Origin of the sequence: Pseudomonas sp. FW300-N2F2 (genome assembly GCF_017351655.1) — a bacterium.
In the GTDB taxonomy this organism is placed as follows: Bacteria; Pseudomonadota; Gammaproteobacteria; order Pseudomonadales; family Pseudomonadaceae; genus Aquipseudomonas; species Aquipseudomonas fluorescens_AA.
Genome location: NZ_JACNDQ010000001.1, coordinates 1,225,039 through 1,238,487, shown reverse-complemented (window position 1 = coordinate 1,238,487; position 13,449 = coordinate 1,225,039). Strand labels below are relative to the sequence as shown.

Annotated in this window: 15 protein-coding genes; 3 read left to right on the top strand and 12 right to left on the bottom strand. The window is 62.2% G+C overall.

Annotated elements, in window-relative coordinates; genetic code table 11:
- Positions 1–34 precede the first annotated feature (34 nt).
- Entirely contained in the window at positions 35–850 is an 816-nt protein-coding gene (locus tag J4E63_RS05665; protein WP_103307863.1) for an SDR family oxidoreductase, read from the bottom strand.
- A 230-nt stretch (positions 851–1,080) separates the two neighbouring features.
- Between J4E63_RS05665 and J4E63_RS05660 the strand changes: the two genes are divergently transcribed.
- Positions 1,081–1,233, top strand: a complete 153-nt coding sequence (locus J4E63_RS05660) for a DUF3309 family protein (protein WP_003183939.1) — start codon at positions 1,081–1,083, stop codon at positions 1,231–1,233.
- A 62-nt stretch (positions 1,234–1,295) separates the two neighbouring features.
- Here the strand turns inward: J4E63_RS05660 and J4E63_RS05655 are convergent, their stop codons facing one another.
- The 11 genes from J4E63_RS05655 to ccmA all read right to left on the bottom strand — a co-directional run bounded on the left by J4E63_RS05655 (position 1,296) and on the right by ccmA (position 11,204).
- Positions 1,296–3,389, bottom strand: a complete 2,094-nt coding sequence (locus J4E63_RS05655; RefSeq protein WP_207281331.1) for an LTA synthase family protein — start codon at positions 3,387–3,389, stop codon at positions 1,296–1,298.
- 427 nt (positions 3,390–3,816) lie between these two features.
- Positions 3,817–4,224 (bottom strand): hypothetical protein, encoded by a 408-nt coding sequence (locus J4E63_RS05650; RefSeq protein WP_060738618.1) that lies wholly within the window; start codon positions 4,222–4,224, stop codon positions 3,817–3,819.
- 14 nt (positions 4,225–4,238) lie between these two features.
- Positions 4,239–5,441 carry a c-type cytochrome biogenesis protein CcmI gene (gene ccmI, locus J4E63_RS05645; protein WP_207281330.1) on the bottom strand — a complete coding sequence of 401 codons (1,203 nt, stop codon included), beginning with the start codon at positions 5,439–5,441 and terminating at the stop codon, positions 4,239–4,241.
- Complete coding sequence (locus J4E63_RS05640) at positions 5,434–5,907, bottom strand: cytochrome c-type biogenesis protein (protein WP_092197749.1); 474 nt, start codon at positions 5,905–5,907, stop codon at positions 5,434–5,436. Before J4E63_RS05640 ends, ccmI begins: the two co-directional genes overlap by 8 nt.
- On the bottom strand, positions 5,904–6,440 hold the full coding sequence (locus J4E63_RS05635; RefSeq protein WP_060738621.1) for a DsbE family thiol:disulfide interchange protein: 537 nt from the start codon (positions 6,438–6,440) through the stop codon (positions 5,904–5,906). Before J4E63_RS05635 ends, J4E63_RS05640 begins: the two co-directional genes overlap by 4 nt.
- Positions 6,437–8,425, bottom strand: coding sequence for a heme lyase CcmF/NrfE family subunit (locus J4E63_RS05630; RefSeq protein WP_207281329.1), 1,989 nt, complete (start codon positions 8,423–8,425; stop codon positions 6,437–6,439). Before J4E63_RS05630 ends, J4E63_RS05635 begins: the two co-directional genes overlap by 4 nt.
- A gap of 3 nt (positions 8,426–8,428) precedes the next feature.
- Complete coding sequence (gene ccmE / locus J4E63_RS05625) at positions 8,429–8,884, bottom strand: cytochrome c maturation protein CcmE (RefSeq protein ID WP_060738623.1); 456 nt, start codon at positions 8,882–8,884, stop codon at positions 8,429–8,431.
- On the bottom strand, positions 8,881–9,057 hold the full coding sequence (gene ccmD, locus J4E63_RS05620; RefSeq protein ID WP_003199159.1) for a heme exporter protein CcmD: 177 nt from the start codon (positions 9,055–9,057) through the stop codon (positions 8,881–8,883). Before ccmD ends, ccmE begins: the two co-directional genes overlap by 4 nt.
- Positions 9,054–9,809, bottom strand: coding sequence for a heme ABC transporter permease (locus J4E63_RS05615; protein WP_092167464.1), 756 nt, complete (start codon positions 9,807–9,809; stop codon positions 9,054–9,056). Before J4E63_RS05615 ends, ccmD begins: the two co-directional genes overlap by 4 nt.
- Before the next feature lie 94 nt (positions 9,810–9,903).
- Complete coding sequence (ccmB, locus tag J4E63_RS05610) at positions 9,904–10,572, bottom strand: heme exporter protein CcmB (RefSeq protein WP_003183957.1); 669 nt, start codon at positions 10,570–10,572, stop codon at positions 9,904–9,906.
- Positions 10,569–11,204: a cytochrome c biogenesis heme-transporting ATPase CcmA gene (gene ccmA, locus J4E63_RS05605; RefSeq protein WP_207281328.1), complete on the bottom strand. Its 636-nt coding sequence runs from the start codon at positions 11,202–11,204 to the stop codon at positions 10,569–10,571. Before ccmA ends, ccmB begins: the two co-directional genes overlap by 4 nt.
- A 199-nt stretch (positions 11,205–11,403) precedes the next feature.
- Between ccmA and J4E63_RS05600 the strand changes: the two genes are divergently transcribed.
- Positions 11,404–12,975, top strand: coding sequence for a flagellar hook-length control protein FliK (locus J4E63_RS05600; protein WP_207281327.1), 1,572 nt, complete (start codon positions 11,404–11,406; stop codon positions 12,973–12,975).
- Positions 12,972–13,301 (top strand): EscU/YscU/HrcU family type III secretion system export apparatus switch protein, encoded by a 330-nt coding sequence (locus J4E63_RS05595; protein ID WP_060738627.1) that lies wholly within the window; start codon positions 12,972–12,974, stop codon positions 13,299–13,301. The genes J4E63_RS05600 and J4E63_RS05595 overlap by 4 nt, the downstream gene beginning before the upstream one ends.
- Positions 13,302–13,449: the final 148 nt, after the last annotated feature.

Below are 13,449 nucleotides of genomic sequence, written 5' to 3'. Positions count from 1 at the left end.
AATGGCGCCATCCTGAGGACATCGGGCAGCCAGGTCAATTCAGGTTCTGCCGAGCCTTGGCGCGCATCTTGTCGGCCATGACGGTCATTTCGTCGTACAGCAACTGTGGGTTCTTCTGCTTGAGGGCCCACGCCATGCGTCCCTGTTCATGGGGCAGGATCATGAACTGGCCCTGGGCGACTTGCTGATAGATGTAGTCGGCAATGTCGGCGGCGCTGATCGGCGAGCTTTCCAGCAATTTGCCAACCTGGGCTTTCATGGCCGGGGTCGGACCGCGGAAGGAGTCCAGCAGATTGGTCTGGAAGAACGACGGGCACACCACGTGTACGCCCACCTCCTGCTGCGCCAGTTCCACCAGCAGGCTTTCCGACAACGCCACCACACCGGCCTTGGCCACGTTGTAGTTGCTCATGGCTGGCCCCTGCATCAGAGCGGCCATGGAAGCAATGTTGATGATCTTGCCGCGGCTTTTTTCCAGCAGCGGCAGGAACGCCTTGCAGCCCTTGACCACGCCCATCAGGTTGATCGCGATCTGCCAGTCCCAATCCTCCAGGGAGAGTTCGCTGAAGAACCCGCCCGAAGCGACGCCGGCATTGTTGACGATGATATCGATGCCGCCGAGCTTCTCTTCGCAAGCCTGGGCGAACGCAGTCAATTGACTGTAGTCGCGCACATCGCAGCGCTGGGTGAAGCCGTCACCACCCGCCGCGCGCACGAGTTTGAGGGTTTCCACAAGGCCTGGTTCGCTGACATCCGATAAGGCCAGGTGCCAGCCTTCGCGGGCCCAACGCAGCGCGATTTCGCGACCCAGGCCGGAGCCGGCGCCAGTGATCATCATGCGATTTTGCATAGCAAACAGCCTTGTTCCGGGAGAGATAGGCCGAGTGTAGCGAAGGCGCCTGCCGGACCCACGCTCCATCAAATTGCTGAATGGCGAGGGCAAACCGTAGCCGCTACAAAAACTTTGAATTTTTTACCAGACGTTACGGTCGGACTTATTAAGCCGCCCGGATTTAACGCATGCGTGCTGGTAGTTGGAAGTTACAACACTCCAAAACTGACCAATAAGGAAATCTACAAATGGGCACAATACTTATCATCATCCTGATCCTCCTGCTGATCGGTGGTCTTCCGGTCTTCCCACACTCCAGAAGTTGGGGTTACGGTCCGTCCGGTATCATTGGTGTAGTGTTGGTGGTGCTGTTGGTCCTGCTATTACTGGGCAAGATATAAACCACTAAGTAAGCGCAAAAAAAAGAGGCCTTCGCAGGCCTCTTTTTTATGCTCGCCGTTTATCAGTCCGGCTTGCCGTCAACGACGCCGGCGGTGTTATCCAACAGGCTCTTGGTCGCGGTTTGCAGGAACGATTCGAGCTTGAGTTTCATCTCGGCAGTGTCCGGTGCGTCCGGGATGATTTGCGCATGAGGGTTGGCGCCCAGTTCATAGCGGTACATCTTCGGCGGCATTTCCTTCTCCTTCGGCAGGACCAGGATCTTGTCGTCGCGAATGATCGCCGTCGTCTGTTCACTGCCCGACGGTTTGATCACGCCAAACCCGGTGTCGCCTTCCGGCAGGTTCAACAGGTCACGACCCCAGCACTGGTTCCGTACCTGCCCACCGAGCCGGCCCATGATGGTCGGCACGATGTCGACCTGGGTCCCCACGGTGTGGCTGCGCTGGCCGAATTTTTCCTGGACGCCCGGGCCGATCAACAGCATCGGCACGTTGAAACGGCCCAGGTCCATTTCGGTGATCTGGCGTTCGTTGCCAAAGCCATGGTCGCCCACCACCACGAACAGGGTTTCCTTGAAGTAAGGCTCCTTGCGGGCTTTCTCGAAGAACTGGCCCAGCGCCCAGTCGGCGTAGCGCATGGCCGTCAAGTGTTCGTTCAGGCTGCCACGGTCGGTGACCGGCTCGACCGGCAACGGTGTCGGCAACGCATAAGGCGTGTGGTTGGACAGGGTTTGCAGCAAGGCATAGAACGGCTTGCCATTTTCCCGTGCCTTGAGCTCGATCAGGCCACGGTCGAACATGTCTTGGTCGGACACGCCCCAGGTGGGGTCGGAAAACACCGGGTTCACGAAGTCGTTACGCCCGATGAAGTTGGTCATGCCCTGGCTGCTGAAGAACCCCGACTGGTTGTCCCAGGCGAAATCGCCGTTGTAGACATACACGTCGTCATAGTTTCGGGCGCTGAGCAGTTGCGGCAAGCCTGACAGCTTGTGGCTGCCCTCCGGCGTCTGCATCAGGTATTCGAAACCCGGCAGGTTCGGGAAGCACGCCATGGTGGCGAACATACCCTGGTGGGTGTGGGTGCCGTTGGAGAAGAAACGGTCGAACAGCAGGCCTTCCTTGGACAGTTTGTCCATGTAAGGCGTGATGTTGCCCGGCGCGCCCAGGGCGCCCACCGAGTGACCGGCCATGCTTTCCATGAGGATCACGACCACGTTCTTGATCGGCAGGGTCTTGTCCGCCGGCGGCGTGTAGTCGCGGCGCACGGCGGCGGTCTCGGTGTCCACGAGTTTGTCGTCAGGCATCACCAGCATGTCACGCACGGTCTGCTGTGCCAGCGGCTGCTCGAGGGTGGCTTTCCAGATGTTGTCACGGTCTTCGGACATCCGGCTCTTGGCCGCCGCCACCAACGACAACGTGCCATTGAGTCCCAACTGGTTGGCGAAGTTCGAATCGGTGGTGTAGACATCCCCCCAACGCAGCGGTGGACCTTGGCGCAAGGTGCCACGCGCAGCGGCCACGGCCACCAGCAGGCAAACCATGAACACCGCGACACGCCCATACCACGGGGCGATCTGCCGAGTGCCGATAGTACCGCCACTGAACGGCCCACGGGGACGGGTGGCGCGGTCGGCGCCCTTGAACGCCAGGGCGAGGATGAGGGTGCCGCCGACCCAGGCCAGCAGGTAGCGCACCACCGGGAAACCGTACCAGAGCATGCTCATCACGGTTTTCGGGTCTTCCTTCACATATTGGAAGACCAGGCCGTTGAGGCGTTGGTGGAATTCACGGTAGAAGTCCATCTCCATCAAGCCGAGGAACAGCGCGATGCTGGAGGTGACGGTCAGCCAGAAACGAAAAAAACCACGGGCAGCCATGGCCCTTGCGCTGAACAACGCCAGCAGCAACGGGATGCAGAGGTAGACCACCAGGCGCAAGTCGAAGCGCAGGCCGTTGGCGAACGCTTCAACGAAGGTCGAGGCCGGGGTGTCGAGAATCATCTCGCGGTTATAGACCAGCAGCGCCACGCGCAGCAGGCTTAACATAACCATCATCACCAGGGCGCAAAGCAACGTGTAGGCCAGGTGCGATTTGACGGTCGGTTGCAGCAGGCGATGCGTGGTGCGCTGCTGACTCAGGGCGTCCGGGATTGCCATGTCGTTTAAGGACCCTATTGGAATTGGAGTGACAAAAGAGAAACAACGGCGCGCCCTCTGTTGGCCAAAGCCTGGCCCCGGGGCTTGCGCGAGTGCGCAAATGTTGCACGAACGGCTACGGCATTGCCATTAAATAACCGGCGGCGAGATGAGCGCGGGGGATTGTCCGCAAGATTTAGTGAAAATTTCGTTCAAAGAATATCCAGAAACACAAAATCCCCGGCCTGCTGATGAAGTTGAGCCGAACGCTATTGTGGCGAGGGAGCTTGCTCCCGCTCGGCTGCGAAGCAGTCGTAAAACCCGAATAACGAAATATGCCTGACGGACCGCGGTGGCTGGATTGGGGCTGCTTCGCAGCCCAGCGGGAGCAAGCTCCCTCGCCACAGGGTTGCCGATCACATCCAGTCCAGTGTGAAAACGATCATCGTCAATGAAACTGGCGTCCAAGGCCCGCCGGCACACCTTCGATGGTGGTGTCTTCCCATGGGCCATTCGGGCTGACGGAACGACTCCAACCATTGTTCCAGCGGTAATAGGTACGCTGGCGATAGAACGTATTAGTCTGGTTGTCCAGCACGTAGACCCCCAGCTTGGCGTCCCAATGGCTGTTGCCACCCGGTGGCGGGGCGAAGCTGGCGGAAGTGCGCGGCAGTGGCTTGGCCGGTTTGTTCGGGATGGCCGGCTTGCCTGGCGGCGTGGACGGGGCCGGTTTGGTGGTTGGGGTCGACGGTGGAATCGGTGGCAGCGGCGCCGAGGGCTCCGACGGACGCTGGACCGCACAAGCGCTCAGGCCCATGACGAGCGTGAGCAGGGTGATACGAGCGATGGCGGTCATGGTGCGAATTCCTGTTATTTGTCCGGGCTGTCGATGGTCAATTGTTGTTGCGCCGTGGTGCTGCTCGCCAGGGGCTGGCTGCGGCCGATCCACTCACCGGCGGTCGGCTGACCGGCCCGGGAGATGCGCGCCATCAGTTGGACTTCGGGGAAGTTCGACAGTTTCAACTGCGGCATCATGGCGTCCGCGTCGCCCAATTCCACCGTGACCGGCAGATCGGCCACCGTCAGGCGTTTGGCGGCCAGCGGCGCCGGTGGGCCGGAAACGGCACGGGCGAAGATGAACACGCTGTCGCCCGGCTGCACCTTGGCCTTGAGTGCCGGTGCCAGATCGACGCGGACCTTGAGCAATGCCCCAGTCTTGGCCACCGGGGCCTGGGCGACTTTGCCACCGCTGGCTTGCAGCTTCTCGGTGGCACGGGTAATGCCGCCCTGCAGCGCCTCGCGGGATTTGTCGCCTTCCGGCAGTTGCGCGAGCAGACGCCCCCAGTAGTCGATCGCATCCTGATAACGCTCGCCTTCAAACGCGGCGATGCCCAATAGGCCGAGGCTGGTAACCTCCTTCGGATCGAGCTTGAGCGCTTCGTCGGTCAAGGCCTGGACTTTATCCGACCATTTCTTGCCATCGGCGAAATACTGCGCCTGGGCCCACTGGCCCAACAGTTCCGGTTGACGACCGGCGACGGCCACGGTGCGCTCGAAGATCTTCGCCGCGTCCGCCGGACGATCCTGAGCCATGTAGGTACGCCCGAGAAAGTACAGCCCCTCGGCATTATCCGGCTGCGCCGCCACCGCGCGTTCCAGGCGCAGGGTCATCTCTTCCATCGACTGCGGCGCCTGGGCGAACTCGCGGGTCAACTCGACCTTGTCACTGGCACCGAAATGCAGGTACAGGGCCAGGCCCAACACCGGCACCAGCACGGCGGCGAGCAACGGCAATGGCTTGCCCAACCGGGATTCGCGCGGGGCATCGGCGCCCTCGGTGTCGGCGAGCAGCTCACGAGCCGCCTCGGCGCGACCGGTGTCCAGTTGCGCGGCGTTGAGCACGCCCTCCTCCCGTTCAACCTGCAATTCGGCGACGCGCTCCTGATACAGCGCCACGTTGAGCGCGGTGCGGTCCTCCTCCAGTTGGGCGCGGCGACCGCGCAGCACAGGGATCAACAGAAAACTCAGGGCAACCAGAAGAAGCAGACCTGCGGCGAGCCAGAAATCAATCATGCTTGGTTTTATCCAACAGTTGGTCGAGGCGCTGGCGCTCTTCGACAGAAAGCGTGTCCGGGGCGGCTGTACGCTGGACCCGGCGGCGGCGCACGATCACCGCGATGACGACGAAACCGCCAAGCAACAGTCCGGCGGGGCCGAACCAGAGCAGCGCGGTCTTGGAGGACAGGGCGGGGTTGTAGCGCACGAACTCACCGTAGCGATCGACCATGAAGTCGATGATCTGCTGGTTGTCCTTGCCCTCGCCGAGCATGCGAAAGATTTCCTTGCGCAGGTCGGCGGCAATCGGGGCGTTGGAGTCGGCGATGTCCTGGTTCTGGCACTTGGGGCAGCGCAGTTCCTTGGTCAGTTCGCGAAACCGCTCGCGCTCGCCATCGTTGGCGAATTCGTAGGTGTCGATGGCGGCCCGGGCCACACCGACCAGGCTCAAACCGAGGATGGCGGCGGCTAACCAGCGCTTCATGGCTTGGCCTCGTCCACCAGGGCCTGGTACTTGGCGGCCAGTTTCTCGCGCCAGACCTGTTCGTCGATCACGCCGACGAACTTGTCGCGGATCACGCCCTTGGCATCGATGAAGAAGGTTTCCGGTGCGCCATAGACACCCAGGTTCAGGCCCAGGGAGCCGTCTTCATCACGAATGTCCAATTGATACGGGTTGTGGAATTCGGCCAGCCACTTCAAGGCGTCGGCATTGACGTCCTTGTAATTGACGCCGTAGATCACCACGCCGTTCTGGGCCAGCTTGTTCAGCACCGGGTGTTCGACCCGGCAGGAAATGCACCAGGTGCCCCACACGTTGACCAGCGCCGGCTTGCCCAGCAAGTCGGCACGGGTCAGGGTCTTGTCACCTTGCACCGAGGGCAGGGAAAACTCCGGGAACGGCTTGCCGATCATTGCCGAGGGCAATTCGCTCGGGTTCAGGTACAACCCCCGGAACAAAAACACCGCCATCAACAGGAACAGCGCCAGCGGCAACACCATCAACCAACGTTTCATGCAGTGGCTCCCGTCACGCCCAGGGCTTCACGCACCCGGGCTTTCACCTTGACCCGATAGCGCCGATCCAGCGCCGCCAGCACCCCACCCAGGCCGGTAAGCAAGCCACCGAACCAGATCCAGCGCACGAACGGCTTGACGTGGACCCGCACCGCCCATGCACCGTCGCCCAGGGATTCGCCCAAGGCCACGTAGAGGTCGCGGGTGAAACCGGCATCGATCCCAGCCTCGGTCATGACCGAGTTCTGCACGGTGTAGAGACGTTTTTCCGGATGCAGCACGGTGATTTCCTCACCGTTGCGAATGACCCGCACGGTGCCTTTGTCGGACGTGAAGTTCGGCCCCTCGAAATGCTTGGCGCCCTCGAACACGAATTGATAACCGCCCAGGTCCATGGACTCGCCCGGTGCCAGGCGCAGGTCGCGCTCGGCGCTGTTCTGGCTGGACAACACCACGCCCAGGGCGCAGACGGCGATGCCCAGGTGGGCGATCTGCATGCCCCAGTAACTGCGGGTCAGGGTCGGCAGGCCTTTGATCAGGCCTTTGTGGCGGGTCTTGTCAAAGATATCCCGGACACCGGCCAGCAACACCCAGGCCGCCAGCACGAACGTCGCCAGCACCGCCCAGTTGAAGTCGCCATAGGCCACGCCGGCCACCACGGCCAGGGCGGCCGTGCCCAGCAGCACCGGGGTCAACATGCCCAGCAGCCATTTGACCGGCGTGTCCTTCCAGCGCACCAGCACACCGATGGCCATCACCACCATCAGGATCGCCATCAGCGGGATGAACAACGCATTGAAATACGGCGGGCCAACCGACAGCTTGGCACCGGACAACGCATCGAGCACCAGCGGGTACAACGTCCCCAGCAGGATCATCGACGCGGCCACCACCAGCACCAGGTTGTTGCCCAGCAACAGGGTTTCCCGTGACCAGAGGTTGAAGCCGACCTGGCTCTTGACCACTGGCGCACGCAGGGCGAACAACGTCAGCGAACCGCCGACGACGAACAGCAGGAACATCAGGATGAACACGCCACGCTCAGGGTCCGAGGCGAAGGCATGCACCGACGTCAGCACGCCGGAACGCACCAGGAACGTTCCCAGCAGGCTCAGGGAGAACGCCGCGATGGCCAGCAACACGGTCCAGCTCTTGAACACACCGCGTTTTTCCGTGACAGCCAGGGAGTGAATCAGCGCCGTGCCCACCAACCAGGGCATGAACGAGGCGTTTTCCACCGGGTCCCAGAACCACCAGCCGCCCCAACCGAGTTCGTAGTAGGCCCACCACGAACCGAGGGTGATGCCGATACCGAGGAAGGCCCAGGCGACGATGGTCCACGGGCGCGACCAGCGTGCCCACGCGGCATCGAGGCGACCACCGAGCAACGCGGCGATGGCGAAGGAGAAGGCCACGGAAAAACCGACGTAGCCCATGTAGAGCATCGGTGGGTGAACGATCAGGCCGATGTCCTGCAACAATGGGTTGAGGTCGCGGCCATCCATCGGCATCTGCGGCAGGATGCGCTTGAACGGGTTGGACGTGACGATCAGGAACAACAGGAAACCGGTGCTGATCATGCCCATCACCGCCAGCACCCGTGCCAGCATCACCTGGGGCAACTGCCGGGAAAACACCGAGACCGCGAAGGTCCAGCCGGCGAGGATCAACGCCCAAAGCAACAGCGAACCCTCGTGGGCGCCCCACACGGCGCTGAACTTGTAGTACCAGGGCAAGGCGCTGTTGGAGTTGCTGGCAACGTACTCCACGGAAAAGTCGTCGGCCATGAACGCATAGGTCAGGCAACCGAAGGCGAACAGCATGAAGGCGAACTGCCCCCACGCCGCCGGCTGGGCCAGGCTCATCCACAAGCGGTCGCCGCGCCAGGCACCGAGCAAGGGCACCACGGCCTGTACCAGGGAGAAGCACAGGGCCAGGATCATCGCAAGGTGGCCCAACTCGGGAATAAAGATGCCAGCAGTCATCGATCAGCCCTCCTTCACGGGAGCGGGCGCCGACTGGCCGCTGTCTTTCAAGGCCTTGGTCACTTCCGGCGGCATGTATTTTTCATCGTGCTTGGCCAGCACTTCGTCGGCCACCACCACGCCATCGGCGTTGAGCTTGCCCAGGGCGACGATGCCCTGCCCTTCGCGGAACAGGTCCGGGAGGATGCCGCGATAGGTGATGGTCACGGTCTTGTTGAAGTCGGTGACATTGAACTTCACGTCCAGTGAATCCCCGGAGCGCACCAGCGAGCCTTTTTCCACCATGCCGCCAGCGCGGATGCGGGTGTCCTTGGGCGCTTCGCCACTGGCGATCTGGGTCGGGGTGTAGAACAGGTTGATGTTCTGCTGCAAGGCGCTCAAGGCCAGGCCGACCGCGGCACCGACACCCACCAGGATCGCCAGAATGATGACAAGACGTTTTTTGCGCAGCGGATTCACTGACCGTTCTCCCGGCGCAGACGACGCGCCTCTTGTTGCAGATACCGCTTGCGGGCCAGGATCGGCACCGCCACGTTGAGGGCCAGCACCACCAGGCAAATGCCATAGGCTGACCAGACATACAGGCCATGATGGCCCATGGCGAGGAAATCGCCGAATGAAGCGAAACTCATCGAGCGGCCTCCAGGCTGTTCTGTACTTCGGCCTTCACCCAACTGGCCCGGGATTCGCGCTTGAGCACTTCCAGGCGCATGCGCAGCAACAGCACCGCGCCGAAGAAACAGTAGAAGCCCAATACGGTGAGCAACAGCGGCAGCCACATTTCCACGGGCATCGCCGGCTTTTCGGTGAGGGTGAACGTCGCGCCCTGGTGCAGGGTGTTCCACCATTCCACCGAGTACTTGATGATCGGGATGTTGATCACGCCGACAATCGCCAGCACCGCGCAGGCCTTGGCGGCACTGTCACGATTGCTGATGGCGTTGCCCAGCGCAATAAGACCGAAGTACAGGAACAGCAGGATCAGCATCGACGTCAGTCGCGCATCCCAGACCCACCACGATCCCCAGGTCGGCTTGCCCCAGATGGCCCCGGTGACCAGCGCCACGGCGGTCATCCAGGCGCCGATGGGCGCGGCGCATTGCAGGGCCACGTCGGCCAGCTTCATCTTCCACACCAGCCCGACCACACCACACACGGCCAGCATCACGTAGATGGACTGGGCCAGCATCGCGGTGGGAACGTGGATGTAGATGATGCGGAAGCTGTTGCCCTGCTGGTAATCCGGTGGGGCGAAGGCCAGGCCCCAGACGACGCCAGAGCCGATCAGCAGCAGAGCGAAGAGGCTCAACCAGGGCAGCATCTTGCCGCTGATGCCGTAGAACCACTTGGGTGAGCCGAGCTTATGAAACCAGGTCCAGTTCATTGCTGTTTCCATCACGGTTGCGGCTCGTCATCACGAGCTGCCAGGTCTGCCTTAACTTCCGCAGAAGTGGTCAATTCTTGACCAGGCCTCATTATTATTCGCCGACGCTGATCTTCAGGCCAGCGGCTATTGCAAAGGGTGTCAGGGTTATCGCCAGGGCGGTCAGGCTCCCAAGCCACAGCAGATAACCGGTCGCGGGCATGCCTTGCAACGCCGCTTGCAAGGCACCACTGCCCAGGATCAGCACCGGGATATACAAGGGCAGGATCAGCAGCGCCAGCAACAGGCCACCGCGCTTCAACCCCACCGTCAACGCCGCGCCTACCGCACCGAGCAGGCTCAACACCGGTGTGCCCAGCAGCAGCGACACCAGCAACACCGGCATGCACGCGGCAGGCAAACCCAGCATCATCGCCAACAGCGGCGAGAGCAGCACCAGCGCCAGCCCGGAAAAAACCCAGTGTGCCAGTACCTTGGCCAAAACCAGAAGGGCCAGGGGGTGCGACGAAAGGACCCACTGTTCCAGGGAACCGTCTTCGAAATCACTGCGGAAAAGCCCGTCCAGCGAGAGCAGGACCGATAAAAGCGCAGCCACCCAGACCAGTCCCGGAGACAAGGTTTGCAACAATTGAGTCTCCGGACCGACCGCCAGCGGGAACAGCGCGATGACGATCGCGAAGAACACCAACGGATTGGCCAATTCGGCCGGACGACGAAAAAGCAGGCGCGCCTCGCGGGCCAGTAACAGGCCAAACACACTCATACGGCCCAGTTCCCCAGATCGATGTTGCGATAGCCGGACGGCATCCGCGCCAGCGTATGGTGGGTGGTCAACAGCACCATGCCGCGGTTTTCGCAATGCCGTGCCAGGTGTTCCTCGAGCTGCGCGACGCCCTGCTTGTCCAGGGCAGTGAACGGCTCGTCGAGGATCCACAGCGGTGGACCGTCCAGGTACAACCGGGCCAGGGCCACCCGGCGCTGCTGGCCGGCGGACAGGGTGTGGCTCGGTACATCCTCGAAGCCGCGCAGCCCGACCGCCGCCAACGCCTGCCAGATCGCCTCGCGACCGGCCGGCGTGTGCAGAGCGCAGAGCCAGCTGAGATTTTCTTCGGGGGTCAGCAAGTCCTTGATGCCGGCGGCATGGCCGATCCAGAGCAGGTTACGGGCCAGCTCGCTGCGCTGGCTGTGCAAGGGCTGGCCATTGAGCAACACTTGGCCCGCGGTGGGCTGCATCAATCCGGCGAGCAGGCGCAACAGGCTGGTCTTGCCGCTACCGTTGGGGCCACTGATCTGCACCATATCGCCAGGCGAGAGTCTCAATTCGAGATTTTCGAAAAGCAGCCGCAAGTCTCGCTCACAGGCGAGGCCAACGGTTTGCAGGAGAGGACTGGTCAAGGGATCGCGGGCCTTATACGGTTCAAGTCGGCGGTGCAGCGGCCGTTAAAGAGGTGCAGCATAGATGCTTTGACGGCCTGTTCCACAGAGCTGCGTCAAACAATTGCAAGGTTTTCGCCACTCCCTGAAAGACGGGCGGCATTATACATGTGATGCCCTACTCTCAAGAGGGCTTATTTTCCCCAGGGTAAGACCGCAGATGACAGGCGACATCAACATCCTGCCGCTGCCCCAGGCCACGGCAACGACGCGTATGCCAGCGGTGACGGGCGAGCTGCTCAAATTGCTGGCACCGGCCGAAGGGCTGATCGGCCCCGGCCAGACCGCCCAGGCCGAAGTGCTGTCGCTCAAGCAGGCCGACCAGACTTTCCAGCTGTTGCTCAAGGTCACCCTGGAGAGCGGCCGCCAGACCACCGTGCAAGCCACCAGCACCCAGCCATTACCCCAGGGCACCAGCCTGGCCGTGACCCAACCGTCCCCCAGCAACCTGACGATTGCCGTGCAGCAGGCCGTTGCCTCCAGCGTCGCCACCTTGACGCGCATCGACACGACGCAGATGCCGGTCGGCACGCTGCTGCAAGGCAAGGTGCTGACCAGCCAGGCATTGCCGTCATTGCCTGGGCAGCCGGCGGTCTATCGGTCATTGGTGAGCCTGCTCAACACCGCCCAGGCTGGCAGTACCCTGGACATCGACAGCCCTCGACCGCTGCGCATCGGCACGCTCTTGAGCGCCCAGGTGCAAGATGCCCAGACGCTGAAATTCGTTCCCCTGAGCAACCGCCAGGAGCAACTGGCGGTGAGCCAGCAACTGCTCACCCAAGTGAGCCGCCAGGGCTCGCTGGACAGCCTGATCACTGCCCTGCAAAACCTGCCGGTCACCGACGACACCGGCACCGAGTTGCGCGCCGCGGTGACTCGCTTGCTGGCTGGGCTGCCGGATGTCCAGCAACTGAGCACGCCCAAGGGCTTGGCCCAGGCCATGGTCGCCAGCGGGGTGTTCCTGGAAAGCAAACTGCTCGCCGGCCAGCCACCGAGCCTGGCGCCGGACATGAAAGGCGACCTGCTGAAACTGATTGCCCAACTGACACCGGCCCTGCCCGCCTCCACCAACCTCAGCGCCATCATTGCCGCCAATACGCTGGCCCAGGTTCTGCCGAGTTTCGTGCGCAGCGCCCTGGGGATGCTCGGCCAGGTCAGCGCCAAGCCGCAACCCACCAGTTTTCCGCTGCCCTCGCGCCAGTTGAAAGACCAGGACGAAGGCGGCGATCTGGAGCACCTGCTGCGTCTGGCCGCCGCTGCCGTGTCGCGCCTGCAAAGCCATCAGTTGTCGAGCCTGGAACAAACCGGCCTGACCGACGACGGTCGCTTGATGAGCACCTGGCAGTTGGAGATCCCGATGCGCAACCTGCAGGACATCGTGCCGTTGCAGGTCAAGTTCCAGCGCGAGGAAACCCCGCCCCGGGAACAACCAGACGAACGCCGGGAAGAACGCGAGCCGAAACAGCAGCTCTGGCGGGTCGAACTGGCATTCGACATGGAACCGCTCGGTCCGCTGCAGATTCAAGCCCAGTTGCTCAGCGGCAGTCTGTCCAGCCAATTGTGGGCAGAACGGCCTTACACCGCGAGCCTGATCGAAAGCAACCTGACAGCACTGCGTGAGCGCCTGGTGACCTGTGGCCTGAACGTCGGCGACCTGGACTGCCACCTTGGCACCCCGCCCCAAGGCCCCAAGACTCGCCTGGAACAACGCTGGGTGGACGAAACCGCATGACAACCCACACCGAACCCCGCCAGGCCATCGCCCTCAAATACGACGGGCACCATGCCCCGACCCTCACCGCCAAGGGCGACGAAGCCCTGGCCGAGGAAATCCTGCGTATCGCCCGGGACAGTGAAGTACCGATCTATGAAAATGCCGAGCTGGTGAAGCTGCTGGCACGGATGGAATTGGGGGACAGCATCCCGGAAGAGCTGTACCGCACGATTGCCGAGATCATCGCGTTCGCCTGGAACCTCAAGGGCAAGTTCCCCCAAGGCCATGACCCGAATGCGCCGAGTGTCGAAAAGGATGTGACCGACCGCGGCGACGATTACTGATCACAGCCACAAGAGCGATAGGCTGGCTGGAATGATCAGAAGTGAACACCAGAAAAACCTGTGGGAGCGAGCTTGCTCGCGATGACGGGTTCACATCCGACATCGCTGTCGACGGTCACACCGCTATCGCGAGCAAGCTCGCTCCCAC